This window comes from Polaromonas sp. (genome assembly GCF_030682935.1).
Classification (GTDB): Bacteria; Pseudomonadota; Gammaproteobacteria; order Burkholderiales; family Burkholderiaceae_C; genus Polaromonas.
Map to the genome: position 1 here is coordinate 1 of NZ_JAUXNA010000196.1, position 23,544 is coordinate 23,544.

Consider the following 23,544-nt stretch of genomic DNA (forward strand, 5'->3'; position numbering starts at 1 on the left):
GTAGAAGCCGCCCGGGCCGGCGAGCAGGGGCGCGGCTTTGCGGTGGTGGCCGCTGAAGTCAGAAACCTCGCCCAGCGCTCGGCAGCGGCCGCCAAAGAGATCAAGACCCTGATCGGCGACTCCGTCGACAAAGTCGAAGAGGGCAGCCAGCAGGTGGCCCAGGCCGGCAAGACCATGGACGAGATCGTGGACAGCGTCAAACGCGTGACCGACATCATGGCCGAGATCACCGCCGCCAGCCAGGAGCAAACCTCGGGCATAGAGCAGATCAACCAGGCGATCACGCAGATGGACCAGGTCACGCAGCAAAACGCCGCGCTGGTGGAAGAGGCGGCAGCGGCAGCGCAATCGCTGCAGGAGCAGGCCGGCAGCCTGTCGGAGGTCGTCAGTGTGTTCAAGCTCAGTCACGATCAAGCTGGCGGGCAGGCCCCTCAAGTGGCCGCCCCCTGGCGCCCGGCAGGCGTCAAGCCACCCGCCTCGCCGAAACAGCCGCCGCGCGCCAGACCGGCCATTGCCGCGCCGCAGCGCCAGCAACTGGCCGCTGCGGGTGCGGGGCCTGCTGCCGCCGGCGATTGGGAAACGTTTTAAACCTGGCCGTGTTGTGACGCACCCGAGTTCACCCCCCGTCGCATCCGCGGCCATCACAGGAATGAAATATATGCAGTGGTTCCATCAACTTCGCGTCACGACCAAGCTGGTCGTCAGTTTTCTCATCGTTGCGATGATCGGCGCCGCCATTGGTGCATTGGGGATTTTCCACATGGGCCGCATCAGTGCCGCCACCGAAAGCCTCTACAGCCAGGACGTGCGTGCGCTCAAGGTCGTACAGGAGGCCAATATCCACCTGCTCTACGCCAGTCGGGACCAAATGGGCCTGCTGGCGGCCTCGACCATGGGGGAGCGCAGCGTCGGCACGAAAGGCATCCAGACGGCACTGAAAGGATTTGACGCACGCATGGCCGAGGTCAAGCCGTTGCTGGAAACCAGCGCCGAGGGGCGGGCGCTGTACCAACAGTACGAGAGCAAGGTACCGCACCTCAAGCAGCAACTGGCCGACTTCATGGTGCTGCTCTTACGGCAACCGCTGGACTCCACGCAGTACGATGGCCGGGTGGCCGATGACAGCGCCAGTTTGTTGAAGACTTCCCGCCTGGTCGAGGAAATACTCGAAAACATGGTCGCGCACAGCGGCCAGTTGGCCAAGTCCAGCATGGAAAATGTCAATGAGACCTATAAGATCTCACGGCTGATGATGGCGGCGCTGGTACTCGGCGGCATCGTGGTCAGCGTCGGTCTGGGTGTGGCCATGGCGCGCCTGCTTGGGCGCCAGATCGGTGGAGAGCCGGGCTATGCCGCAGACATCGTCGACCGTGTGGCTGCGGGCGACCTGACGGTGCATGTCCAGACCCGCAAGGGCGATACCAGCAGCCTGCTGTATGCGGTCCAGCGGATGCAGCGGGAACTGGTCCGCGTCATCGAGCAGATCCGTCAATCGAGCGGCACCATCGCCACGGCCTCCAGCCAGATCGCCGCCGGCAACCACGACCTTTCTTCCCGCACCGAAGAGCAGGCCAGCTCGCTGGAAGAGACCGCAGCGTCGATGGAAGAGCTGACCTCGACCGTCAAGCAAAACGCCGACAACGCCCGCCAGGCCAACCAGTTGGCCGTGTCAGCCTCCAGCGTTGCCGTGCGCGGTGGTAGCGTCGTGGCGCAAGTGGTCGGCACCATGGGCGCGATCAACGCCTCGTCGAGAAAGATCGTCGACATCATCGGCGTGATCGACGGCATCGCTTTTCAGACCTATATCCTGGCGCTCAACGCGGCGGTAGAAGCCGCCCGGGCCGGCGAGCAGGGGCGCGGCTTTGCGGTGGTGGCCGCTGAAGTCAGAAACCTCGCCCAGCGCTCGGCAGCGGCCGCCAAAGAGATCAAGACCCTGATCGGCGACTCGGTCGACAAAGTCGAAGAGGGCAGCCAGCAGGTGGCCCAGGCCGGCAAGACCATGGACGAGATCGTGGACAGCGTCAAACGCGTGACCGACATCATGGCCGAGATCACCGCCGCCAGCCAGGAGCAGACCTCGGGCATAGAGCAGATCAACCAGGCGATCACGCAGATGGACCAGGTCACGCAGCAAAACGCCGCATTGGTCGAAGAAGCGGCAGCCGCCGCGCAATCGCTGCAGGAGCAGGCGGCCGGCCTGTCACAGGTGGTCAGCGTGTTCAGGCTTGATCACGAGCAAGCCAGTCATGTAGCTGCACCCAAGCACATGGCAAGCGTCAGGCGTCCTGCACCGATGCAGCCACCCCGGGCCAAGCAAACCATTGCCGCGCCGCAACGCCAGCGCGCCACAGCCGCTACTCCCTCCATGCGGCTTGCAGCTGCATCGCCCTCAGGGGCGGGCGATTGGGAAGAGGTTTAAGACAAGGGCCGCTACCCCCGGGTTGGGTAGCACAGCAGTGACTTCAATCTCAACCTGCGCGCGTTCTTCCATTCACGTAGTGGGTGTTCCGGACCATCGTGACCGCTGATTCCGGCCGATCGTGACCAATTTTTGGGTTTGACAGGAATGACCGGTCACGACACCGGAATCGTCGGTCACGATGCCAGAGCGGCCTCCAATGAATCGCAGCGCCATGGGAAGCGTCGAATTTGACTCGATCTCTCAAACGGGATGCGCATCGCTGCGCTCACCAATGTCGCCGACGATTCCCGGACCATGCTCAATAGCGGGCTCGCACCAATGACGTATCGGTCATATCGGCGCTGCCATTCACTTTTTAGCGCAAATCTCTGGGTTCAGCTGGCGTAGCTTGCGCCCGGTCGCCGGCCAACGCCATGTTTCTTCCTGAACGCCTGGCCCGCGCGCGGGGCTGGGATGCTCAAAAGAACACGATTAACGCAGCACCAGCACGGGCACAGTGCTGTGGGTGAGTACATGTTGCGTTTCGCTGCCCAGCAGCACCCGCTTGATGCCCTTGCGGCCATGAGAAGCCATCACGACCAAGTCGCATTTGTGTTTCTTGACGGCGGACATGATGGATTCCGCCACCAAGTCAGACCTCACGACGACGGCCTTGGCCTTGAGGCCTTCAGCCTGCGCAGCCTGTTGCACGGCGTCGACGACGGCCTGACCCTTGTCACTCCACTGTTTCTCGGTGCGCTCGACATCCTGCATCGAGATCGTTACGCCGCCTTCAAAGTAGCTGACGGGGTAGCGCGGCACGACGTACAGCGCGACCAGATCCGCTCCAATGGCTCCGGCGAGATCGATCGCATTGCGTACCGCTTTCTTTGAAAGGGTAGAGCCGTCAGTTGCCACAAGAATGCGTTTGTACATGTTGGTTTCTCCGGAGTTGATGTAACGGTTTTCAGTTTATTACAGTTTGGCATGGTTACTCTCCGCCGGCCTTTATCCAAAACCCTGTGCCTATCTTCGCGCGAGGATGATGCCCATCAGCAGACCCATGACAGCGGCGACGCTGATCGATTCCCACGGATGGCTGTGCATATACTCGTCGGCGGCGCGGCCAGCATGTCGCGCGCGATCTAGCAAAGCATGCTCCCTGCTGTCAAATTCGCGGCGCGCAGTCCCTAAACTTTTTTCGAGCCGCTCGCGCGCGATGTTGAAGCCTTCATCCCCACCTTGCGATGCGTGGCGAAGCAACTCTTCTGCATCGTTGATCAGGGTCTTGAAATCCCGCGTCAGTCGCGCCTGACTTTCGCTGATTGTTGAGCTTGCGTCGTTCATATTTTTTCCTTGTAAAAATGTAAGAGTCAGCTTAATGAAGACCTTTGGATGAGGGTTGAGAATTGTCAAACGCGCCGTGAAGCGGCGTTGGCTATGAATGATTCGACCCGCCTGGGTCTGCCCATCAATGTGCGTTTAGTGCTGCGTGCCAGCGACGGCGGCAGCACTGATGCTGTGGTCTTCGCGCTCTGGCTGGTGCCTGACGTTGCGGGTCAACGCTATCGGTAAGCCAGCGCAGTAAGAAACAGCGGTTGATGTGGGTCAATTCACCTGTGCGGCGCCTGCCCTAACCTGATAGCCAATTACCCTGGACAGGAAGCATATGAGCGCCTTGTTCGCTGATCGCAGCGTTGCTGGAGGCGCATTGGCCCAGCAGCTGCAGGCCTATGCCGGACGCGACGATGTCGTTGTTCTGGCGTTGCCGCGTGGCGGCGTTCCGGTTGCATGGGAGGTGGCCCAGGCGCTTGGCGCGAAGTTGGATGTGCTGGTGGTGTGCAGGCTGTGCGTGCCGTACCAGACCAAGCTGGCCTTGGGTGCGATAGCCGGTGGCGGCGCCGTGTTTATCGACCGACAGATTGTGGCCAGTAGCGGCGTAAGTCCGCAGCAACTCGAAGACGTCCTTGCGGCCGGGTGCCAGGACCTGGTGCGGTGCAGGGCGCTTTACCGCGGCGCGCGTGAACCTGCCGTGCTCCAGGGGCGCACGGTTATCGTGGTGGACGACGGCGTAGCCACGGGCGCCTCGATGCATGCCGCTCTCACGGCCTTGCGAGTCGCCAAGCCCGAATGGATCGTGGTGGCGGTGCCAGCGGCACCACCGGGGGCGCAGGATCGGATAGGCACTGCGGCAGACGAGTTCGTCAGTGTGATGAGTCCTCCGGATTTTCGGAGTGTTGGCCAGTATTACCGCGACTTCGGCCAGGTCAGCGATGAGCAGGTTCGTGGGTTGCTGTCATATGCAGACCTGCACCGCACGTAAGGTCCGCACGGCTTGGGGCTCGCGGCGCCAAGGGTGCAAGCCCTGCACGCTGCTGTGTCCAACCCGCCTGGGGCTGTGCTTCAGCCCGACTTCAGGGCGCTGTCTTCTCCCGAGCGAACCACGAGGACCGGCACGGAGGCAAGCCGGATTATTTGCTCGGCGCCACTGCCCAGCAGCATGCGCCCAACACCGCGGCGTCCGTGGGTTCCAACCACGACAAGGTCGGCGTTCCATTGTTTGGCGGCATCAGCCACCACTTCGGCCAGCCGCCCGCCAAAGTTGTCAAACAGCATGTTGTCAGCTTCAATACCCGCAGCCTTGGCCATGTCCATGCCGTCATTGAGTATCTTGGTTCCGGCCTCGCGCATCACCGTGATGAGCTCACCCGAATAACCGCCGAACTGCTCGTAGCCGCTCAGGTAGGCCAACTCTTCAACGACGTGGATGAGCCGTACGCGCCCGCCGGAATCCTTGGCCAGTTGCAGTGCCGCTACCAATGCTTTGTTGGAGGTTTCGCTTCCGTCAACAGGAACGAGTATTCGCTTGTACATGGTCAATTCCCTTTGTAGTTATTTGACAGATTCAGTGTGGTCGATGGCTGGACCGAGGGTATTGATATGGGTCAACGGCGTTTGTTGATGCGGGTCAAACGCGAAACATCGCGCAGGGGTAACAGTATGCAAATGAAATTCCGCCTGTTAACTATCATCCTGGCCTGTGTCGCCCTGTCTGCTTGCACGTCCTTGCTGCCACGCAGCAGCAGCCGCACACCAGGCAGTTTTACCAGTTTTGAGTCGGCCCAGGATGCAGTAAAGCGCATCGTTCCGCTCGAAACCCGGCTTTCGGAGCTCAAAGTCCTGGGGTTCGATCCCGATGGTGGCGCCAACGTCACCTTGATTCCTTATCCCGATATCGTCGCACGACTGGCCCCTTATCCGGCCCTGCCGCTGCCGCTACTGGACCCAGGGGTCAGAAAGTGTGTGGAGGACCAGGCTGCATGCCGGGGTTTCCTGTTTCACTTCGAGCGGCAGGACCGGCGCCGCACTGGCAGCTTCTGGCTGGATTTTCTGAATGTTCGCCGCACCACCGAAGTGACCGGGTGGTCGTTTGACGCATTGGTGATTGTCAGCAATGGCACTGTGCTGTTTCGAAACTATGCAGGGCAGGCGCAGATTGATCGTGTCGAAAGGCAGAGCAATCCGCTTGGACCGTTTCAGCCTGTTGGAGAGGCTGCCGGGGCTATCTTGAGGCGCTAGTGTGGTGTTTGTTGCACGCTATCCGGTGCATAAAGCCGCGTCTTTGTGCCCATGCGGAGTTGCAATCCTTGCGACGGTATCCAGTCTTGGCCTTGCCCTGAGGAGGGATCCAGTTCATAGGCTGACAGGCTGATTTCAAGGAAAAAACCACATAATAGCGATATATTGGTTTCCAGATGTAATAGTTGGTACTGATTGTGCTTTTCAATCGTTTTGGGAGATATTTACGTAGAAATGCGCCTGTGTTTGCCCTAATCTTCGAGTGTGCATGGGGAAGCGTCAGAGTCTTCCGCATCAGTCAGCGCAAGCCGATAGATGAAATACATCAATCAATAGACGTATGAAGTTAGCTGGCGCGGCTGTAACAAAAAATTCCAGGAGGGTTTATGGAAAACCGCAGCCGGTCTAGTGTTTCAGCCAATTCGCCGATCAGTTTTGGTGCCCGTCCGACAGGGCATTACTTTTTTGGACCGCGCAGAAGCGGCGAAGAGTCGCCAATGGACGCCTCGATTTTTCAGTTCAAGACGGTCGATAAAAAGCTATCTGGCGGAACGCTGCGAAACTTGGCCGACCTTGCGTGGATCCATGACGAACGCGGCGCCTTCGCGGCGGCGGCCAACACCATCCGCGAACAAGAAAAAACCCGCGTGGCGCGCGAGTTGCACGACGAGCTTGCCCAGCCCCTGACAGCGTTGAAGATGGACACGATATGGGTACGCGACAACCTCGTGCTTGCGCCCGAGGCCGCAGCGGCCAGGCTGGGCGAAATGGTGGAGATGCTGGACCGTACGGTTGCAGCCACCCGCCGCATTGCGTCAGACTTGCGGCCGCTGTTGCTGGACGATTTGGGGCTGGTGCCCGCCGTCGAATGGCTGGTGAGCAAATTCACCCAGCGCTGCGGTGTCGTCTGCACGCTTGCGGTGGATGACGCGCTGGAGTTGCAGGAACCTTACGCGACGGCGGTGTTCCGGATCATTCAGGAGTCCCTGGCCAACGTCGCCAAGCACGCGGGTGCGTCAGAGGTCGCCGTGACCATCGAAAGGCAGCGGGGCGCAGTCACTCTGTCTGTGCACGACAACGGCTGCGGATTTTCCCCCGCAGCGCCGCGAAAGCCGCAGTCGCTGGGCATCATGGGCTTGCGCGAACGGGCGCAGTTACTCAAGGGAAAAATTATTATTGAGAGCGCACCGGGCCAAGGCACATGCGTCCAGGTGTCTATTCCGCTGCCGCAGGTGGGCCTTACGCAATGATCAGGATCGTGATCGCCGACGACCATGCCATCGTCAGGGAAGGGCTCAAGCGCATTGTTGCGTTGGCCGACGATATGGAGGTCGTGGGTGAGGCTGCTGACGGAACGGAAGTGATGCAGCGCGTGCGTGAGTCCGTTTTCGAGGTCTTGGTGCTGGATCTGTCCATGCCTGGGCGTAGCGGCATGGAGTTGATCAAGCTGGTGCATGTTGAAAGGCCAAAGCTGCGCATTCTCGTGCTCAGCATGCATCAGGAGTTGCAGTACGCCGTGCGCGCCATCAAGGCCGGTGCCAACGGTTACCTGACCAAGGAAAGCGCGCCGGATCAACTGGTCCAGGCCCTGCGCAGGATTGCTGCAGGCGGTGCTTATGTCAGTGCTGAAGTAGCCGAACAATTGGCCTTGGGTGCCATGCCGGGTGGGGTCGCAGCCGCGCACGAGTCGCTGTCGGACCGGGAGTTCGAGGTGTTTAGCCTGATTGTGGCCGGCCATTCTGTGACCAATATTGCTGCGCGCCTCAATCTCTCGGTCAAGACCATCAGCACCCACAAGACCAACTTGATGCACAAGATGGGCCTGCAAAACCAGAGCGAGTTGATTCGTTATGCAATTAAAAACGAAGTGGGCGACGCCCTGGATCTCTGAGCGTGGCTGTGGCGGCTGATTGACGTTTGTCAACTCGTTTGGCGCTGGCGGTGCATAAGCTTGCCAGATCGAAAACCTGTTGATGGAGTCGGTCATGAATGCTTCCCTGGCGCAACTACTGGTACACCTTGACGCTTCGCCGCAGGTGGCGCAACGACTGAAGGCGGCTCGCCAGATCGCGCAGGCGCACGGTGCTGCGGTGACGGCGTTGTACGCGGTGACGCCGAACTTTGTAGAACTTCCGTTCGCGCCCGAGCTTGGCCCTGGCGCCGCGGCTGATTTGCGCGAGATCGACGACGAGTTGCAGGCAAGCGCGCGCGCCACTTACGAGCAGTCGCTGACCGAATCCGGTGTCCATATGGCTTGGGCTGAGATTCGCGACGATCCGGTCATAGCCTTGTTTGCACAACAGGCTCTCTATGCAGACCTGTTGGTGCTGGGTCAGCACGACCCCTCAGGGGCGCCATCCAGCGGTGTGCCGGCTGATTTTGCCGAAAGCGTGATGGTCGCCAGCGGCAAACCGGCCTTGATCCTGCCATATGCGGGCATGCTGCCTGCGGTGATCGGCGAAACCGCCGTTATCGCCTGGAAGGCTACCCGCGAGGCAGCACTAGCCATCAGCGCGGCCATGCCGCTGCTACAGCGTGCGCGGCGCGTTCATGTTCTTGCCTGGCGTGGTGAGGAGACGGCTGTCGACAGCAACCTGCTGAACCTGGACGGCTACCTCAAGCTCCACGGGGTGGAGGCGGTTTGGCACAGCCAGGGCGACGAGCCCCAGGCATTGGGAGAGTTGCTGCTGTCGCGCGCGTGCGATCTGGAGGCCGACCTGCTGGTGATGGGCTGCTATGGCCATAGCCGTGCGCGCGAGTGGGTCCTGGGCGGCACCTCGCGCACGGTGCTCCGCTCCATGACCGTGCCGGTGTTGATGGCGCATTAATGGCGAAATTAGCGCAATGACAGCGTCGTTCCTTTCTGCGTGCCATTCTTGACAAGCATCAATGCCGCCAGGGTGATCGGGCGCTATTGTGGGGGAGCAATGTAACCCAGGGTGCAGCCCTTAACCTTGAAAGACACGATGATGAAACCCGATTGGATACTGATTGCCAACGCCAGCCAGGCGCGCCTCCTGCGGCGCGAAAACGGCAATCTGCTGGTGGTTCTCGAAAGCTTTGAACACTCGGAGAGCCGCAGCAAAATCAGCGACCTCGCTGACGACAAGATGGGATGGGAGAAGGCCGACCGCGGCTTTGGCGGTTCGGCCTACCAAGCTCCTATGGATGCCAAGCAGAAGGAGCACATGCGTTTCGCGCGCGAACTGGCCGATCACCTGGAGCCGCAGGCCTTGCAGGGCAGTTTCCGTTCGTTGGCGATCTTTGCGTCCAGCCCCTTTCTGGGCAAACTCAAGACTGAACTAGGCGCCGCCACTGCACGCCTGCTGTCCAGCACCCACGACCTTGACCTCACCAGCTTCGATCTGGGTGAGTTGGAGCAGCGCGTGGCGAGCGAGCTGGCTCCTTTTGCGCGCTGACCGGACCACCTCCATGTGTCTTTTTGATTCGGGTTGTTCCCGGGTCGCTCGGCGCCAGGCCGGACCAGTGTCGTGTTCATCGCACACGGGGTGGGGGGCTGTTCGATCGCGAGGGTGATGTGCCTGTGCGGCACGAAGTGTTAACAATTTTTCATGCTGCCTGCGTTTGCTCGCGCCCACGGTCAGGGTGACCATGAGCGGAGCATGGCCCGCCTCGACCCGAATGGGCGCGCACCCGCATCGGTACAAAAAATGCGCGCGCTATGCATGACCCCGGTCGGCCACCGTCTGATCTGACGGACGATGAGCGGTCTTTCAAGGGAAAACCCGGATTATTCTGAGGATCTCTCGGTGGGCAGGAAGCTTTGATCAGGACTTGTCTGAGGCATGCTTTCAGCCGTCACCGACACTTTGCCGCAGCAATCCCGGCGACAGTAGGGACATGTCTTGCACCAAAGCGCCTGTCAAAGTTTTTCTCGCCGAGGACTCGGTACTGATCCGTGATCGCGTCGTTGCGATGTTGGGGGGCGGTGCGATAGACATCGTTGGCCAGGCCCACACGCCGCAGGGCTCGATTGACGGCATTTTGGCCGCGCAACCTGATGTGGTGGTACTGGACGTCCAGTTGGAAGGTGGCTTTGGCCTTGAGGTGCTGCGCGCCGTTCGCCTGGTGGCCCCGGACATCGTTTTCGTAGTGTTCAGCAACAACGCCAGTCCCGCCTACCGCAAGCGCTACGCGCGCGAAGGCGCGGAGGATTTTCTGGACAAGAGCACCGAATTCGATCAACTCGCACGCGTTATTGTGAACGCCGCCCAGCAGTCCACGTACTGAAATTCCAGCGTCTATAAAGGAACATTCCATGTCTGCCATCCTCGAAGCCTTCGTCGCCCCGGTCCGCCCTGCAGTTTCCCGGCAAGAAAACCTCAGCCCTGTGCCGCTCAAGACGCTGTGCGCCAATTGCCACCTGAATGCCGCGTGCATTCCCTGCGGCATGGCCAGTTGTGACTTGCAGCGCATGGAAGGCTTGAATTTCGGCCGACGCAGGATCAAGGTTGGCCAGACGCTTTACCGCGAGGGTGACCGCTTTCAGTTTATTTACGCGGTGCGCAGTGGCACCTTCAAGTCCAGCCTGATGCTGGCTGACGGACGCGAGCAGATCAGTGGCTTTTACATGACCGGCGAACTGATGGGCCTGGATGGTGTGGCCAACGGTGAGCACGCCAGCAGTGCGACCGCGCTGGAAGATACGGAAGTATGCGCCATTCCCTATGCGCACCTCACCGAACTGGCCGCCGGAAATCCCGGAATGCAGCATCTGCTCAGCCGGCTGATGAGTCGGGAGATCGTGCGGGAACATAGTCTCATGGTGCTGCTGGGCAGCATGAACGCCGAGGAGCGGCTCGCCGCGTTTTTGCTGAATCTTTCGCAGCGCCTGAAAGCGCGCGGTTACTCGTCCACCGAATTCCATTTGCGGATGTCACGCGCCGAGATTGGCAGCTATCTGGGCATGACGCTGGAGACTGTTAGCCGGACTTTCTCCACCTTCCAGCAGCATCGCCTGCTCGAAGTCGACAAGCGTCACATCCGTGTCATCGATCTGGATGGCTTGGCCCGTGCCTTCGAGGTACGCCTGCACTGACGCAGTGCGCCGCGCCATGACGCCTATGAACCGAGCGCGCGTCGGTGACCAGTCGCTTGCCACGCTGCGGCGTTGGTGACAGCTTGGGTGCGGTTGGCAAGGGATTTTTGAATTTCTGCGCGATGGTCATGTTTGGACTGCTCGACGGAACTGTTTTCAGGATGCGGGCGGGCATTCAGCGCCGGGAATTTGCCCGCGATTACGACCAGGGAGCATAAAAATGAAAACGCCCTTGCTTGACTTGGCCTGGCTAGGAGTCTGGGCGCCAGAAGGATTTCTGTGAACCCGCCTTTCGCCATAAGTCAACCAAAGTTGGCTGAGCTATGGTGAACGCGTTCGTCAACGCCCGTACCTGTGGTGGTGTGATCGGCATTGAGCACCTGCAAAGAGCGTCTGATGTGCGTTTTCCTGGCACTCTTTCCCTCAACTACCCTGCATCGCCCCCATTCTGCGCAAATTGAGCGCCATGCAAACGAGCTTGAACTCGGCTTTCGCCTTTTCCAGTCCCCGCATACTGAACTGGCGAAACCCCAGAACATTCTTGATCCAGCCGTTGGGCGGCTCGGCTATCCACTTGCGTTTGCGGTAGTCCAGTTTCCCTTGCTCCGTTTCGAACTTGGCGGCCATGGCTACCGTATGCGGGTAGCGCTTGGCATCCCTGGGCTTGGCCAGAACCTTGCCCTCGCGCCCCAGCGCAATCACCAGTTCGGTATTGGGTTGGGTTTGCGCCAATTCGGCCATCACCGCCTCACTGCGGTAGCCCGCATCGGCCAGGACTTGCGCTGCACAGGAGCCCGTATGCGCTTTGACGGCGTCCAGCACCATGGGGAGTTGCTGGACATCCGAGCTGGTGTTAACCACCTGCGCAGCCACGATGATGTGCGCAGTCTCATCGACTGCCGTTTGTGCGTTGTAGCTGTAATCAAAACCACCACCAGCACGTTTCATGATGCGTGCTTCAGGATCGGTAAAGCTGTCCTGGGCTTTGGCAGCAGGAACACCGAAGTCGCGCTGATAGGGTTTGCCGCCCTTGGGCTTGCCGTCTTTATCCTTGGGTTTGCGCGCGTCATCGGCGCTGCGTCCACGCGCTGCATCGCTTTGGCGTTGGCGTTCTTCCAAACGGGCTTTGGCTGCTGCAATGGCAGTCAGGCGCGCTGTTCTGCGCTCAATCTCAGCGGGGATGTCCAGATCGGGCTCGTTCTTCTCGGCCTCGTCGGTATTGGCCGCTCTTTGCACCAGCGCACTGATCTGCGCTTTGAGCTCAACCTCAGCCGTTTGCATGCGTGCGTAGCTCATGGCCTTGTGGCGGCTGGCGTTGGCCTTGATCTTGGTGCCGTCCACGGCGATGGTGCCCAGCTTGACCAGGCCCATCTCGCGTGCCAGACGTACCACCTGGGTGAAGAGTTCAGTGAATTCGCTCAGGTGCAGGGCGCGGAACTCCCGAATGGTGCGGTGGGCGGGAAAGTTGTCGGCGCCCAGCACACGAAAGGCCACGTCTTCATGCAGTTTCCTGGCGATCTTGCGAGAGCTGAAAACACCGGTGGCATACGCGTAGACCAATACCTTGACCATCATCGCTGGGTGAAAGGGCTGGTTGCGCGGGCCACCTTCTGCGTAGCGGCTATGAAACCCATTGAGGCTCAGGTTGTCGATGGTGTCGCTGATGAAGTAGGCCAGGTGGCCTTGGGGCAGCCAGTCTTGCAATGCACTGGGCAACAATTGTTGCTGCTCCGGGTGGTAGGGGATGTAGCTTGCTCTCATGCCCTACATTGCACCTCAAACTTCAAACGTTGACATCGGGAAAATCCCTTCTGCCGCCCAGACTCCTAGACGGACGCGAAGCCGTGACCGAGTCCGAGTTGTCAAGGGTCTGCGCCATGAGCACTTCTGAGTTGGACGAACTGGTGGACTACGGCGCTCTGGTGCCTATGAATACCGCGCAGCCAGAGCGCATTTTTAGTACCCAATGCGTTTTGCCGCTACGCACGGCCAGTCAACTCCGCCACGATTTTGTTCTGGACCTGTTCACAGTGGCGGTGCTGCTGGGCTACCTGAGCCGTATCGATTCGCTTGAGCGGCAGTTGCGGTCCCTGCCTCGCACGTTGCCCTGCCGGTCAAGCCAACCACCAGGCCCCGCTAAAAATATTTAAGTATTTAAGGCCTATAGCCTATACGCAGCGGTCGTAAGTAGCTATTAATTATGGAGCAAATTGAGCGGGCTATGCTGCGTAAAGGCTGCACCAGTTGGGGGGTCAGGGGGTACGAACCCGAACATTGCGACCGTCGGCGAGTGAGGCCGGTGGATAGACCACCACAACCTGGCTGGGCACCAGACCCTCGCGCACCCACGCTGTGGTGGCGTTGCGCGCGGCCACATCTACCGCCTGCAGGCGCACCCGCCGACCATCCAGCCGGTACGCAGCCATGCCTTCACCATAAGGGAACAAGGCCCCTACGGGAACCTGCACCGCTTGTTCAATACTGTCTGTGACGATCCTCACGCCGACACGGAAGCCATCGCCCATGGCCTGCCAGGCTTCTGTCGGGTCGGCGATGTCGATCAGCACATTGACCCGCTGCTCTTCAATGCCCAAGGCGGAGACCTTGGTGAAAGCGGCCGGTTCCACGCGGCGAACCCGGCCTTCGACCGGTGGCCCGCCCCAACGCTCAATCACCACGCGGTGCCCGGGCTGGGCCTGCACCGCGTCGGCGGTCAGCAACTCGCACACCACTTCCATGCGTGCGGGGTCGCCGACGTCAAGCAGGGCAGCGCCGGCGGCGATGGTCGCTTCGCTCGGCAGGGCCACGCGCAGGACCACGCCGCTGACCGGCGATGGCAGGGCGAAAGGACGTGCGTCTTTGGCGTTGGCTGTGGCCGGCATCAGCGCTACGCTGGCCTGGGCCTGCTCCTGTCTGGCGACCTCGCGTTCGGCGTTGGCAATGTCCAGCTCGCGCCGGGCGGCCGTTACGGCCAGGCGGGTGGTGTCCAGGCGCGCCGGCGACACAAAGCCTTCGCCGGCTAATTGGCCGGTGCGCTGCAGTTCCAGCCATGCCTCTTGCAGCGAGACCTCTGTACGCTGCATCCGGGCGGTGGCGCGTTCAACGCCTGCAGTGGCAGCTTTCAGCCGGGCCTTTGCTTCGCGCCGGCTGCGTTCATCGACCATGGGCGACATCAGCGGCGTTAAAACCGCCACGGTGTCGCCAGCGATGACCGGGTCGCCTTCACGCAGCGTCATGCGCAACAGCCGTGCCGCTACCGGCGCTGAAATCGTGTAGCGCTCTTTCAGGCGCGTGCGGCCGTCCTCTTCAATGAATTGCTCAAAGCGGCCCTGCGTGACCGTTGCCACCTCGACGTCGATGGCACGCGGGGAAAAGGCCCACGCCAGCGCAAGCGCCGCAGCGGTGGCGGCCGCGATCAGGCCCCAGGTTGTTTTGCTTGGCACCGGCTACTCCCTTGTTTTGAGCGAGGCCACCATGTCCAGCCGGTCGATGCGGCGGCGCACCACCAGGGCGCTGGCCACGCCGGCGCCCACCACGCAGAGCGCGGCCCAGGCGTAGGTGCGGGGCCGTATCACCACCGGAAACAAAAACTGGTCTGACCGCATCAGCTCTACCAGCGTGTGGGTCAGCGCCCAGCCCAGGAACATGCCCAGGGGCAGGGCAACGGCAATACCCAGCGCCAGTTCGCCCAGCAGCAGCGTGGACACCTCGGCGCGGGTAAAGCCCAGCACCCGCAGACTTGCCAGTTCCCAGCTGCGTTCAGCCAGCGCGATGCGGGCGTTGTTGTAAACCACGCCCACGGCAATCACGCCCGCAAACACGGTAAGGATGGTGCTCATGATCAGGATGTTGCGAGCCGAGACCTCCTGCATGTTGCGCAGCATGGTTTCTTTGCTGAACGCCCCGGCCACGCGCGGCATGGCCTGCGTGGCTTGCAGCACCTGCGGCGCTGTTCCCCGCTCAACGGCGATGCTGAACAGCGACGCGACATCGCCGTCGCCCAGAAGCCGGTTCAGCGCCTGCCGGTCCATGTAGGCGTTCAGGCCCATCATGTCGCGCACGGTGCGCTCGACAACCACCTGACGCACAGGGCGCCGTCCCTCGCGTACTTCGACGGTCACGGTGTCTCCAACGCGCAGGCCGAGCTTGTCGGCCAGCCGGTCGGTCATCAGCAGGCCCTGCGGGCTGAGGCTGGTTTGCTTGCGGTTCACGTCGATGATGCGGCGAAGGTGCGGCGGCGCCGCGTAGCCCTGAATGATGCCGCTCTCGCTGCGCGGGCCATGCACAAAGCGCACCGCCACGCTGCGGCCAGGCTCAACCTGCAGCACGCCTGGAATGCGCGCCAGCGCCCGTGCGGCCGATGCGTCAACCGGGTCGGTGGTCCAGACGGCGATGTCGCCGCGCATCGCCAGGGTGAAACTGGCGTCCACAATCACCTCAATGGCGTCGCGAAAGAAGTTGCCCATGACGACAATCGCCACCGCCGCCGCAATGCCGCCAGTAGTCAGCGCCGAACGCAAGGGGCGCCGCTCGATGTTGCGCAGGATCATGCGCAGCGCCGGTCCGGTGCGCAGGTGGGGCAGGCGCTCCAGCAGCGCGCGGCGGTAACGTCCGGGCGCCAGCGGGCGCATGGCTTCGGCCGGTGCCAGCCGTACCGTGGCGGCGATGGCCGTAAGGGTTCCCAGCAGGGCAGTCATGGTAACAATCGCCAGGCTGGTCAGCACCAGTGACGGCGCGACGCGGTGGCTAAAGCTGGGGAAGTGGAAAAATTCAGCGTACAGGCCTGTGAGCAGTCCGCCCAGCCAGTCGCCCAGCAGCAGACCCAGCAGGTAGCCGCCCCCCACCATGGGCGTGACCAGTTTGAGGTAGTGCGCAGCAATGCTCCGGTTGCCGTAGCCCAGGGCCTTCAGCGCGGCGATCTGCTCGCGCTGGGTGGACACCAGGCGCGCGGCGACCACGTGCAGCAAAAAGGCCGCCACTGCCAGAAAGATGGAGGGCAGCAGCGTGCCGAGCACGCGTTGCTCTCGGATTTCGTTGTTCAGCATGGCGTGCGATACCTGCTCCGCGCGGCCATGAGCCGGCAACCCGCCCACGCTGGCCAGTACTCGATCGACCGCGTCAATCACGGCGGGCTGGGAGGCACCCGGCGCGAGCTTGAGTGCCACACGGTTGAACGCGCCCGCCATGTTCATGGCGGCGGCCAGTGCCTCCTTGTCCAGCCAGAAGACACCAAAGGCACGAAGATCCGGCATGCCCCACAGGCCGGCAAAGATGTATTCGGGCGACAAAGCCACACCCGTGATGCGAAGCACCCGGCGCTTGCCGTTGATGAGCGCTGTGACCTGTGCACCGGGTTTGAGTCCATGTGCGGCCGCAAAGCCCTCGGACACCAGCGTCTCCAGTTCACCGCCCGCATAGGCGCCCGGGCCAGGCATCCGACCCGCCCGTAGCGTAACGAGGTTCAGGCGCTGCGGCTGGCGGCCGTCCAGGCCAATCAACTGGCCCACCACGGGGTCAAGGCTGTTCCGTAGTGTTACGCGCGCAAGGGCCTCTACAGTCGGCTGGACCTCGGAGACGCCGGGTAGTTCATGCAGCCGCCCCGCCAGGCTGTCAGGGGCGCGCTTGACGGTGGCGAACACATCGGCGAAGCGCCCGGCTTCGTAGAAACGGTCGCGCGCCAGCGCCAGCGAATCCACCGCCGACAAGCTGGCAACAAAGCCGCCAATGCCGCTGGCCACCACCAGGGCGATGGTCAGGGCCTGGCTCCACAGAAGCCGCAGGTCTCTGAGCACTTTGCGGTCCAGGGCTTTCATGGCGTCACCATGACAGTTCGGCTGGCGTCAGGCGCCGCGTCGGCACTTCGATGCTGGCGATGCGCCCGTCGACCAGCCGGATCACCCGATCCGCCATGCCTGCGATGGCTGCATTATGGGTAATGACCACAGCCGTCGTTCCCAACTCTGCGTTGATTTTTGCAATCACCTCCAGCACCAGCTTGCCCGTGGCATAGTCCAGGGCACCGGTTGGTTCGTCGCACAGCAGCAGCTGCGGGCGCTTGACGATGGCCCGCGCGATGGCGACGCGCTGCTGCTCGCCACCCGACAACTGGGACGGAAAATGGTCGCGCCGGTGCGTCAGGGCCACCAGCGCCAGCGCCTCATCCACAGGCATGGCGTCTTTCGCGATGTCGGTGACCAAGGCTACATTTTCCCGCACGGTGAGGCTGGGAATGAGGTTGTAAAACTGGAAAACAAAGCCCACATGCTCTCTGCGGTAACGGGTGAGGTCGTCGTCCGATGCATGGGTGAGGCGATGGTCTAAAAACTCGACCTCGCCGCTGGTGGGCACGTCCAGCCCCCCCCGAATATTCAGCAGGGTGGACTTGCCGCTGCCCGACGCACCGAGCAGCACGAGAAATTCGCCGCTGCGCACCTCAAGGTCAATGTCACGCAGCGCATGCACCGCGGACTCGCCACCGCCATAAGTTTTGCACAGCGATCGGATGCGCAGCACCGAAGCGCCCGGCTGCTTCGCATCCGCTGTTCCCATGGAGAATGGTCTTATTGCACCGAGATCTTTCTGGATGCGGCGGAGGCCTTCTTGGGCAGTTCCAGCGTCAGCACACCATCGGCGTATTTGGCGACGACCTTGCTGTCATCCACGTCCTGGGCCAGGCTGAATGTGCGCGAAATATTGCCCCAGTAGCGCTCGCTGCGCAAGACCTTTCCGCCGTTGCCCTTGGTCTCTTTTTCCCGATTGACTTCGGCGTCGATCTGCACTACGTTGCCGTCAATACGTACGTTGATGTCCTCTTTCTTGACGCCAGGGATGTCGGCCTTGACCTCGTAGGCGTTTTCCTTTTCAGAGACATCGACACGCATTTTCAGCGCGGGGGTATCGGGCTCAAAGGCGACCGGAGCAAAGAAGCGGCGCAGGGCCGTGTCGAACGTGTCGCTAATTCCGGGATCGAGTACGCGTAGATTGCTCATGATGAGTTTCCTTAAAGTGGTTGACGAGAGTGATGCGGGAGCGTCGGCGATGTCAGGTGCTGACCTCCAGTTTGTCCACGACGCGCGAGACACCGTGCGCCGAGAACGCCGCGCCGACGGTCGCTTCGCGCTCCGCCAGCGAGTGCACTTTTCCCCACAAGGTGACCACTCCACCCTCAACCTCGATGGTGATGTGCTTGGCCTCCCGCATGGCTTGCCGTGTCAGGGCAGCCGTGATTTGCGCGCCAACGTCCTTGCTGCTTGCGCGGGGTTTGATGGTGATGCGGTTATACAAACCGCGCACGCCTGCCAGCGGCCGGATGCATTGCTCGGCGCGGGCCATCTGGTAGCTCCAGTCAACTTCGCCGGTCAGTGTGATCCAGCCGTTTTCGACCTCGATCTGGACCTTGCCCTCAGGCACCATGGAATTCAGGCGCAGAGCCGTGGCTGCGGCCTGCGCGATCTCTGAATCGCTGCGCTTGTGCTCGGCCGCGAGCTTGACATCCAGCTCCAGGGCGATGCCGCGCACGCCCGCAACACGGCGTACTGCCCGTTCCACTGCATGCTTTTCGGCAAAACTGTCCAGATGCCCGGTAAGGGTCACGACACCGTCCTTGACCATAACGCCGATCCCGGCTGCGTTGATGGCCGGATCCCACGCGAGCTCGTCGGTGACATCGGCCTTGAGTTGCATATCGGTTTTCATGCGTGACGCTCCTTTGAAAAAGTCGACGGCCCCGCGGTGAAGGGGCTCGACTTGAATATATTCAGCCTGCGCCGGAATGCTTTGACATTTCGCAAGTCGCCACGGTGCGCTGGAGGCAGGCGCTGCGAAAAATAGCATCCAACACCGGCTTTCCTGGAGCCCTCAATGTGGTCTTGCTACAGCCGGTTTTGGAAGGCGACTGCGCCCCGGAAGTTCAGGGAATAAGCACTGCTGCCCCGTTGACCGTGCCATCGCGCAATGCCTGCACGGCCTTATTGGCGTCTTGCAGCGCAAAGGCCTGCACATGAATTTGCAGCGGCAAATCGGCCACCAGACTGAAAAATGCATCTCCGTCCTGGCGCGTGAGGGCAACTACCGCAAGTTTGGCCCAGCCAGGGAATGCCGACGCGCTGGCCCATGGCAAAGCGCGTTGCCTGGGATCCGCAGGCAATCACTCGCCCCACCACCTCGTGTCCGGGCACCAGGCTGGCCCGGCGGCAAGTCGCCGTCAATGATATGCAGGTCGGTTCGGCAGACGCCGCAGGCCAGCACGTGTACCACGACGTCGTGTTCCGCAGCCAGCGGCACAGGTCTGGCCGCGCCTCGCAACGTCCGCCCCGACGGATCTACAGTCATCGCGAACATGGAGGCTGACAACATGCCATCATGGTAGGCAATTGCGTTGCCGGCTGGCGAAGGAGACACAACTTGCAGTTGACTTTTCTCAAACGCAAGGTGAGTTGCAGGCGGCAGGATGACAATTCGTGGTGGTTTGTCACCGAACGAGGGTTTTAATGGCGCTTTCCGATTTCAGTGCGCGCGGGCATGCGCCGGCTCCGATGGATTTGCCTCTCAAGCTTTGGCTTGCCCGGCTGGCGCACGGCGTTTCGCCGGTGTCGGTGGCACTTGCCTATGCTGACTGGGTCACCCATTTAGTGGTGTCCCCGTCCAAACAGGCGGATGTGGCCGCCAGCGCGGTGCGCAAGGGCTTGCTGGGCTTGCAGTATGCGGCGCCCTATGCGTTGCAGGGCGAGTGTGCATACTGCGTGGAGCCGCGGCCCCAAGACAAGCGCTTTTCACCGCACGAATGGCATTCGCCACCGTATAGCAACATAGCCCAGTCTTTTCTCTTGCAGGACGAATGGTGGACCGAGGCCATGACGGGCGTTCGCGGCGTGTCTCAGCACCACGAGGACGTCGTTGCCTTCACCATGCGCCAATGGCTTGACATGTGGTCGCCGTCGAATTTTGTCATGAGTAATCCGCAGGTATTAAAGGAAACCCTGAACACGGGCGGAGCCAACCTGGTCAACGGATTTGCCAACTGGTCGCGCGATGCCCTGGCAGTGCTGAGTGACAGTAAACCACGCGGCGTTGAGAATTTTCAGCCAGGAAAGACTGTCGCGGTGACGCCAGGCAAGGTGGTCTTTCGCAACCGGTTGATCGAGCTGATGCAGTACGGGCCCACCACCACCCTGGTAGATGCCGAGCCGTTGCTGATCGTGCCATCGTGGATCATGAAATACTACATTCTGGACCTGACACCGGAGGACTCGCTGGTCAAGTATCTGGTGGACCAGGGGCACACCGTCTACATGGTGTCCTGGAAGAATCCGGGTGGAGAGGACCGTGATTTGAGGCTGGAGGACTACGTCGAACTGGGCGTCATGGCCGCTTTGAAGACGATGCACAACCTGCAGCCAGGCGTGGGTATTCATGCCATGGGTTACTGCCTGGGCGGAACGCTGCTGGCCATCGCTGCCGCCGCCCTGGGAGCGAAGCCGGGCAGCCCACTAAAGACCGTGTCGCTGCTTGCTGCACAGACCGATTTTCATGAGCCTGGTGAACTGGGGTTGTTCATAGATGAAAGTCAGATTGCCTTCCTTGAAGATCTGATGACCGCGCGCGGCTACCTGGACGGCCGGCAAATGGCCGGCGCCTTCGCGCTGATCAACTCCAAGGACTTGGTGTGGTCCAAGCTGGTGCACGAGTACCTGATGGGCGCGCACACGCCCATGACGGCCTTGCGCGCCTGGAACGCTGACGCCACGCGCATGCCGGCGCGCATGCACAGCGAATACCTTCGTCGGCTTTATTTGCGCAACGACTTGTCCGAGGGCCGCTTCCGGTTTGGCGGCCACACCATTATGCTGGAGGATTTGACAGTGCCGCTGTTTGTCGTGGCTACCGAGCGCGACCATGTCTCGCCCTGGACCTCGGTGTACAAGATTCACCGCCTGGCCCACGCGCCCGTGAGCTTTGTTTTGAGTTCGGGCGGGCACAACGTGGGAATCGTCAACCCGCCCAGTGGCCCTGCGGCGCACCCGCAAGCGAGTTACCGCTACGCATCCTATGCGTCAAGCAAGGCCCCTGCGGACCCGATGGTGTGGCTGGAAGCGGCCCAGTCCGTAGACGGGTCGTGGTGGTCGTGCTGGCAGCAGTGGCTCCGGCAGCATTCGTCTGAGCAGGTAAACGCCGCGCCGGTGGTTCCGCTCGTGTCTGCAGACCAGCCTGTCGACGCACCGGGCACTTACGTCCATGAGGCCTAGCATGAAGGGCACGCACGCACGCTTAATGGGTTGCTTCACGATGGACGAAGCCACTGCCGGCCTGACATGAGGCAGGACGCATTGCATTTCAGCTTCACCGGAAAGCTCGTGGTGCTGGGTTTTGGCAGCATTGGGCAGGCTATCTTGCCCCTGGTGTTTCGCCACCTTGGCGTCAAGCCTGCCAGCGTCACGATTGTCAAGACCTGCGCAGACCGTTCGGGTATTGCCCAGGCGCTTGGCGTGGAGGTAATCGCTAATGCGATCCACGAAAGCAACTGTGCGCGCGTACTGGCGCCGCTGCTTGCAGAAGGTGACTTCCTGCTCAACCTGTCGGTGGATGTGTCGAGCCTGGCGTTGATTGAATTATGCCGCCAGCGCCGTGTGCTTTACCTCGATACCTGCAACGAGCCATGGCGTGGCCGTTATGACAACCCAGCGCTGTCGCCCTCGCAGCGTTCAAACTATGCGCTGCGCGAGGAAGTGCTGGCCTTGCAGCGGCGCGTACGTTCCGGCCCGACGGCCATCATCACCCAGGGCGCCAATCCGGGGCTGGTTTCTTCGTTGTTAAAGCAGGCGCTTCTCAATATGGCCGACGACGCCCAACTCAATGCACGGGTGCCCGACCGCAGCGAAGAATGGGCCGAGCTGGCCAGGCGTCTGAGCATCAAGGTAATCCACGTGGCCGAGCGCGACACGCAGATGGGTTCGCAGCGCAAGAGTCGGGATGAGTTCGTCAACACCTGGTCGACCGGCGCCTTCATTGATGAAGGCTTGCAACCCGCCGAATTGGGCTGGGGCAGTCATGAGAAGCACTGGCCTGGTGACGCCAGTCGCCATGGTTCCGGCTGCGACGCGGCGGTTTACCTGAATCGTCCCGGCTTTGACACCCGGGTGCGCAGCTGGACGCCGCTGGAGGGCGCTCACCACGGATTTTTGGTGACGCATGCTGAATCCATCTCGATTGCAGATCACTTGACACTGCGTGAAAACGGCGCGATAGCGTACCGGCCTACGGTGCTTTATGCCTACCACCCTTGCGACGATGCGGTGTTGTCGGTACACGAAATTGCCGGAAAGAACTGGAAAGCGCAGCATCACCGACGCATTCTGAGGGGCGAGATAACCAGCGGCGTCGACGAGTTGGGCGTGCTGTTAATGGGCAACGCCAAAGGCGCATACTGGCATGGCTCACGCCTTTCCATCGAACAGGCGCGGGCACTGGCACCCTATAACAACGCAACCAGCCTGCAGGTAGCTGCCGGAATTTTGGGCGGCATGGTCTGGGCCATGCGCCACCCTGCCGCAGGCCTTGTGGAGCCCGACGACATCGACCACGAAACGGTACTGACGGTTGCCAAGCCTTACCTGGGTGAGGTGGTAGGGGTGTACGAAAACTGGACGCCGCTGCAGGGCCGAACGTCGCTGTTTGGCGAGGCGCTTGACCAGGAAGATCCGTGGCAATTCCTCAATTTTCGAGTCAACTGAAGCGTGCCGCTTCAGCACTGGTGAGGATCTGGCAGGCCTTGCCAACTCTTTGTTGGTGAACAGCTGCTGAAGCAGCTGTTCACGCCCGCCCAGCGGACAGGCGAGCATGGAACAGCTGCATGCTCAGGCAGAGGCCTGCGCCCGCTCGGTAGGCCCGTTCGGCCGGGTGGCAAAGAAACTATTGGCAATCGGTGGAATGGCAGCCTGCATGGCCTCGATCGCCGACTTCACGCCACCGCCCGCTTCGCTATCGAGCATGTGGCTCGCAGTGGTCATCATTTCGGTCTGTGCCTGCAGCGCGGCCGTCACGAGCTGTTGCCAGTATTGGCTTGCCTCTTGCAAATCGAAGCGTAGCAGCTCGGACTGTACGGCCAGCAAGTCGGCGGGCTGGCAGGCCACGCGCAGTTTTTGTGCGGCTGTTGCATAGTGCTCTGACGCCTGGTGCGCAGCTTGCTGCTGGACCTTGCGCATGGCTTCGCTGCTGCGAAATATCGCAGAGGCGCTTTCGGTGGCCCAACTTAGCTGTTGACGACTTAGGTCGGCCAAGAAATTCCATGAGGTCAGGTCATTGCCGCGTGCCTCATGGGTCGAGGTCGGGCGGGAAGGTTTTGAAGTCATTTGCATTTCCTTTTTGGGGTAGATGGGGGTTTGGGCAGGGAGGGGGATTTTTTTGTCCATACGGTTTTTCCTTTCATAAGTTCAAGGGTTGAGCGGCGCGTCGCTAACACATGCCCCCGCTCACAAATGCCTTGGCAGGCCGCGTAATGGAGGTGGAC

Annotated in this window: 25 protein-coding genes; 14 read left to right on the forward strand and 11 right to left on the reverse strand. The window is 61.3% G+C overall.

The window, feature by feature from the left end:
- A partial coding sequence (locus Q8K05_RS08685; protein ID WP_305246233.1) for a methyl-accepting chemotaxis protein occupies positions 1-588 on the forward strand: 588 nt, incomplete at its 5' end.
- Between the two features lie 70 nt (positions 589-658).
- Entirely contained in the window at positions 659-2,419 is a 1,761-nt protein-coding gene (locus tag Q8K05_RS08690; protein WP_305246234.1) for a methyl-accepting chemotaxis protein, read from the forward strand.
- 474 nt (positions 2,420-2,893) lie between these two features.
- Here Q8K05_RS08690 and Q8K05_RS08695 read toward each other — a convergent pair whose 3' ends face one another.
- Together Q8K05_RS08695 and Q8K05_RS08700 are read right to left on the reverse strand one after the other, a co-directional pair.
- A complete protein-coding gene (locus Q8K05_RS08695; RefSeq protein ID WP_305246235.1) occupies positions 2,894-3,337 on the reverse strand; it encodes a universal stress protein in 444 nt (147 codons plus the stop codon).
- Between the two features lie 90 nt (positions 3,338-3,427).
- The gene (locus Q8K05_RS08700) at positions 3,428-3,748 is read right to left on the reverse strand and encodes a YqjD family protein (RefSeq protein WP_305246236.1); all 321 of its coding nucleotides are present in this window, start codon (positions 3,746-3,748) and stop codon (positions 3,428-3,430) included.
- Between the two features lie 93 nt (positions 3,749-3,841).
- Between Q8K05_RS08700 and Q8K05_RS08705 the strand changes: the two genes are divergently transcribed.
- Both Q8K05_RS08705 and Q8K05_RS08710 read left to right on the forward strand, forming a co-directional pair.
- Entirely contained in the window at positions 3,842-3,976 is a 135-nt protein-coding gene (locus Q8K05_RS08705; RefSeq protein ID WP_305246237.1) for a hypothetical protein, read from the forward strand.
- Positions 3,977-4,070: 94 nt separating this feature from the next.
- Complete coding sequence (locus tag Q8K05_RS08710) at positions 4,071-4,724, forward strand: phosphoribosyltransferase (RefSeq protein ID WP_305246238.1); 654 nt, start codon at positions 4,071-4,073, stop codon at positions 4,722-4,724.
- A gap of 80 nt (positions 4,725-4,804) precedes the next feature.
- Here the strand turns inward: Q8K05_RS08710 and Q8K05_RS08715 are convergent, their stop codons facing one another.
- Positions 4,805-5,275 carry a universal stress protein gene (locus Q8K05_RS08715; protein WP_305246239.1) on the reverse strand — a complete coding sequence of 157 codons (471 nt, stop codon included), beginning with the start codon at positions 5,273-5,275 and terminating at the stop codon, positions 4,805-4,807.
- A gap of 132 nt (positions 5,276-5,407) precedes the next feature.
- On the opposite strand from Q8K05_RS08715, the gene Q8K05_RS08720 reads away from it, so the two are divergent.
- From Q8K05_RS08720 to Q8K05_RS08750, 7 genes are all read left to right on the forward strand, one after another.
- A complete protein-coding gene (locus tag Q8K05_RS08720) occupies positions 5,408-5,980 on the forward strand; it encodes a hypothetical protein (RefSeq protein ID WP_305246240.1) in 573 nt (190 codons plus the stop codon).
- A gap of 497 nt (positions 5,981-6,477) precedes the next feature.
- Positions 6,478-7,230 carry a sensor histidine kinase gene (locus Q8K05_RS08725; RefSeq protein WP_305246241.1) on the forward strand — a complete coding sequence of 251 codons (753 nt, stop codon included), beginning with the start codon at positions 6,478-6,480 and terminating at the stop codon, positions 7,228-7,230.
- A complete protein-coding gene (locus Q8K05_RS08730; RefSeq protein ID WP_305246242.1) occupies positions 7,227-7,871 on the forward strand; it encodes a response regulator transcription factor in 645 nt (214 codons plus the stop codon). The genes Q8K05_RS08725 and Q8K05_RS08730 overlap by 4 nt, the downstream gene beginning before the upstream one ends.
- A 94-nt stretch (positions 7,872-7,965) precedes the next feature.
- Positions 7,966-8,808: a universal stress protein gene (locus Q8K05_RS08735; protein WP_305246243.1), complete on the forward strand. Its 843-nt coding sequence runs from the start codon at positions 7,966-7,968 to the stop codon at positions 8,806-8,808.
- Between the two features lie 138 nt (positions 8,809-8,946).
- Entirely contained in the window at positions 8,947-9,399 is a 453-nt protein-coding gene (locus Q8K05_RS08740) for a host attachment protein (RefSeq protein ID WP_305246244.1), read from the forward strand.
- A gap of 442 nt (positions 9,400-9,841) precedes the next feature.
- Complete coding sequence (locus tag Q8K05_RS08745; RefSeq protein WP_305246245.1) at positions 9,842-10,231, forward strand: response regulator; 390 nt, start codon at positions 9,842-9,844, stop codon at positions 10,229-10,231.
- Positions 10,232-10,259: 28 nt separating this feature from the next.
- Positions 10,260-11,039 (forward strand): helix-turn-helix domain-containing protein, encoded by a 780-nt coding sequence (locus Q8K05_RS08750; protein WP_305246246.1) that lies wholly within the window; start codon positions 10,260-10,262, stop codon positions 11,037-11,039.
- Between the two features lie 423 nt (positions 11,040-11,462).
- Here the strand turns inward: Q8K05_RS08750 and Q8K05_RS08755 are convergent, their stop codons facing one another.
- A complete protein-coding gene (locus Q8K05_RS08755) occupies positions 11,463-12,800 on the reverse strand; it encodes an IS1182 family transposase (RefSeq protein ID WP_305246247.1) in 1,338 nt (445 codons plus the stop codon).
- Here Q8K05_RS08755 and Q8K05_RS08760 point away from each other — a divergent pair.
- The gene (locus Q8K05_RS08760) at positions 12,743-13,189 is read left to right on the forward strand and encodes a chaperone modulator CbpM (protein ID WP_305246248.1); all 447 of its coding nucleotides are present in this window, start codon (positions 12,743-12,745) and stop codon (positions 13,187-13,189) included. The genes Q8K05_RS08755 and Q8K05_RS08760 overlap by 58 nt on opposite strands.
- A gap of 102 nt (positions 13,190-13,291) precedes the next feature.
- On the opposite strand, the gene Q8K05_RS08765 is transcribed toward Q8K05_RS08760, so the two are convergent.
- The 6 genes from Q8K05_RS08765 to Q8K05_RS08790 form a co-directional block, all read right to left on the reverse strand.
- On the reverse strand, positions 13,292-14,482 hold the full coding sequence (locus Q8K05_RS08765; protein WP_305246249.1) for an efflux RND transporter periplasmic adaptor subunit: 1,191 nt from the start codon (positions 14,480-14,482) through the stop codon (positions 13,292-13,294).
- Positions 14,483-14,485: 3 nt separating this feature from the next.
- Positions 14,486-16,852: an ABC transporter permease gene (locus Q8K05_RS08770; protein WP_305246250.1), complete on the reverse strand. Its 2,367-nt coding sequence runs from the start codon at positions 16,850-16,852 to the stop codon at positions 14,486-14,488.
- Between the two features lie 4 nt (positions 16,853-16,856).
- Positions 16,857-17,588, reverse strand: a complete 732-nt coding sequence (locus tag Q8K05_RS08775) for an ABC transporter ATP-binding protein (RefSeq protein WP_305246251.1) — start codon at positions 17,586-17,588, stop codon at positions 16,857-16,859.
- Between the two features lie 11 nt (positions 17,589-17,599).
- Entirely contained in the window at positions 17,600-18,028 is a 429-nt protein-coding gene (locus Q8K05_RS08780; RefSeq protein ID WP_305246252.1) for an Hsp20/alpha crystallin family protein, read from the reverse strand.
- 52 nt (positions 18,029-18,080) lie between these two features.
- On the reverse strand, positions 18,081-18,734 hold the full coding sequence (locus tag Q8K05_RS08785) for a BON domain-containing protein (RefSeq protein WP_305246253.1): 654 nt from the start codon (positions 18,732-18,734) through the stop codon (positions 18,081-18,083).
- A 272-nt stretch (positions 18,735-19,006) separates the two neighbouring features.
- Positions 19,007-19,216: an alcohol dehydrogenase catalytic domain-containing protein gene (locus Q8K05_RS08790; protein WP_370868807.1), complete on the reverse strand. Its 210-nt coding sequence runs from the start codon at positions 19,214-19,216 to the stop codon at positions 19,007-19,009.
- A 312-nt stretch (positions 19,217-19,528) separates the two neighbouring features.
- Here Q8K05_RS08790 and Q8K05_RS08800 point away from each other — a divergent pair, with 312 nt between their 5' ends.
- Both Q8K05_RS08800 and Q8K05_RS08805 read left to right on the forward strand, forming a co-directional pair.
- The gene (locus Q8K05_RS08800) at positions 19,529-21,283 is read left to right on the forward strand and encodes an alpha/beta hydrolase (protein ID WP_305246255.1); all 1,755 of its coding nucleotides are present in this window, start codon (positions 19,529-19,531) and stop codon (positions 21,281-21,283) included.
- A gap of 66 nt (positions 21,284-21,349) precedes the next feature.
- Complete coding sequence (locus Q8K05_RS08805; RefSeq protein WP_305246256.1) at positions 21,350-22,768, forward strand: homospermidine synthase; 1,419 nt, start codon at positions 21,350-21,352, stop codon at positions 22,766-22,768.
- Between the two features lie 123 nt (positions 22,769-22,891).
- Here the strand turns inward: Q8K05_RS08805 and Q8K05_RS08810 are convergent, their stop codons facing one another.
- On the reverse strand, positions 22,892-23,386 hold the full coding sequence (locus Q8K05_RS08810; RefSeq protein WP_305246257.1) for a phasin family protein: 495 nt from the start codon (positions 23,384-23,386) through the stop codon (positions 22,892-22,894).
- Between the last annotated feature and the right edge of the window lie 158 nt (positions 23,387-23,544).

Coding starts and splice junctions, on each gene's coding strand:
- Q8K05_RS08720 (WP_305246240.1), top strand. CDS start 5,408: ATGAAATTCCGCCTGTTAACTATCATCCTGGCCTGTGTCGCCCTGTCT.
- Q8K05_RS08735 (WP_305246243.1), top strand. CDS start 7,966: ATGAATGCTTCCCTGGCGCAACTACTGGTACACCTTGACGCTTCGCCG.
- Q8K05_RS08755 (WP_305246247.1), bottom strand. CDS start 12,800: ATGAGAGCAAGCTACATCCCCTACCACCCGGAGCAGCAACAATTGTTG.
- Q8K05_RS08695 (WP_305246235.1), bottom strand. CDS start 3,337: ATGTACAAACGCATTCTTGTGGCAACTGACGGCTCTACCCTTTCAAAG.
- Q8K05_RS08745 (WP_305246245.1), top strand. CDS start 9,842: ATGTCTTGCACCAAAGCGCCTGTCAAAGTTTTTCTCGCCGAGGACTCG.
- Q8K05_RS08775 (WP_305246251.1), bottom strand. CDS start 17,588: ATGGGAACAGCGGATGCGAAGCAGCCGGGCGCTTCGGTGCTGCGCATC.
- Q8K05_RS08730 (WP_305246242.1), top strand. CDS start 7,227: ATGATCAGGATCGTGATCGCCGACGACCATGCCATCGTCAGGGAAGGG.
- Q8K05_RS08700 (WP_305246236.1), bottom strand. CDS start 3,748: ATGAACGACGCAAGCTCAACAATCAGCGAAAGTCAGGCGCGACTGACG.
- Q8K05_RS08770 (WP_305246250.1), bottom strand. CDS start 16,852: ATGAAAGCCCTGGACCGCAAAGTGCTCAGAGACCTGCGGCTTCTGTGG.
- Q8K05_RS08800 (WP_305246255.1), top strand. CDS start 19,529: ATGGCGCTTTCCGATTTCAGTGCGCGCGGGCATGCGCCGGCTCCGATG.
- Q8K05_RS08785 (WP_305246253.1), bottom strand. CDS start 18,734: ATGAAAACCGATATGCAACTCAAGGCCGATGTCACCGACGAGCTCGCG.
- Q8K05_RS08710 (WP_305246238.1), top strand. CDS start 4,071: ATGAGCGCCTTGTTCGCTGATCGCAGCGTTGCTGGAGGCGCATTGGCC.
- Q8K05_RS08705 (WP_305246237.1), top strand. CDS start 3,842: ATGAATGATTCGACCCGCCTGGGTCTGCCCATCAATGTGCGTTTAGTG.
- Q8K05_RS08780 (WP_305246252.1), bottom strand. CDS start 18,028: ATGAGCAATCTACGCGTACTCGATCCCGGAATTAGCGACACGTTCGAC.
- Q8K05_RS08740 (WP_305246244.1), top strand. CDS start 8,947: ATGATGAAACCCGATTGGATACTGATTGCCAACGCCAGCCAGGCGCGC.
- Q8K05_RS08810 (WP_305246257.1), bottom strand. CDS start 23,386: ATGACTTCAAAACCTTCCCGCCCGACCTCGACCCATGAGGCACGCGGC.
- Q8K05_RS08750 (WP_305246246.1), top strand. CDS start 10,260: ATGTCTGCCATCCTCGAAGCCTTCGTCGCCCCGGTCCGCCCTGCAGTT.
- Q8K05_RS08805 (WP_305246256.1), top strand. CDS start 21,350: ATGAGGCAGGACGCATTGCATTTCAGCTTCACCGGAAAGCTCGTGGTG.
- Q8K05_RS08760 (WP_305246248.1), top strand. CDS start 12,743: ATGCACTGGGCAACAATTGTTGCTGCTCCGGGTGGTAGGGGATGTAGC.
- Q8K05_RS08725 (WP_305246241.1), top strand. CDS start 6,478: ATGGACGCCTCGATTTTTCAGTTCAAGACGGTCGATAAAAAGCTATCT.
- Q8K05_RS08690 (WP_305246234.1), top strand. CDS start 659: ATGCAGTGGTTCCATCAACTTCGCGTCACGACCAAGCTGGTCGTCAGT.
- Q8K05_RS08715 (WP_305246239.1), bottom strand. CDS start 5,275: ATGTACAAGCGAATACTCGTTCCTGTTGACGGAAGCGAAACCTCCAAC.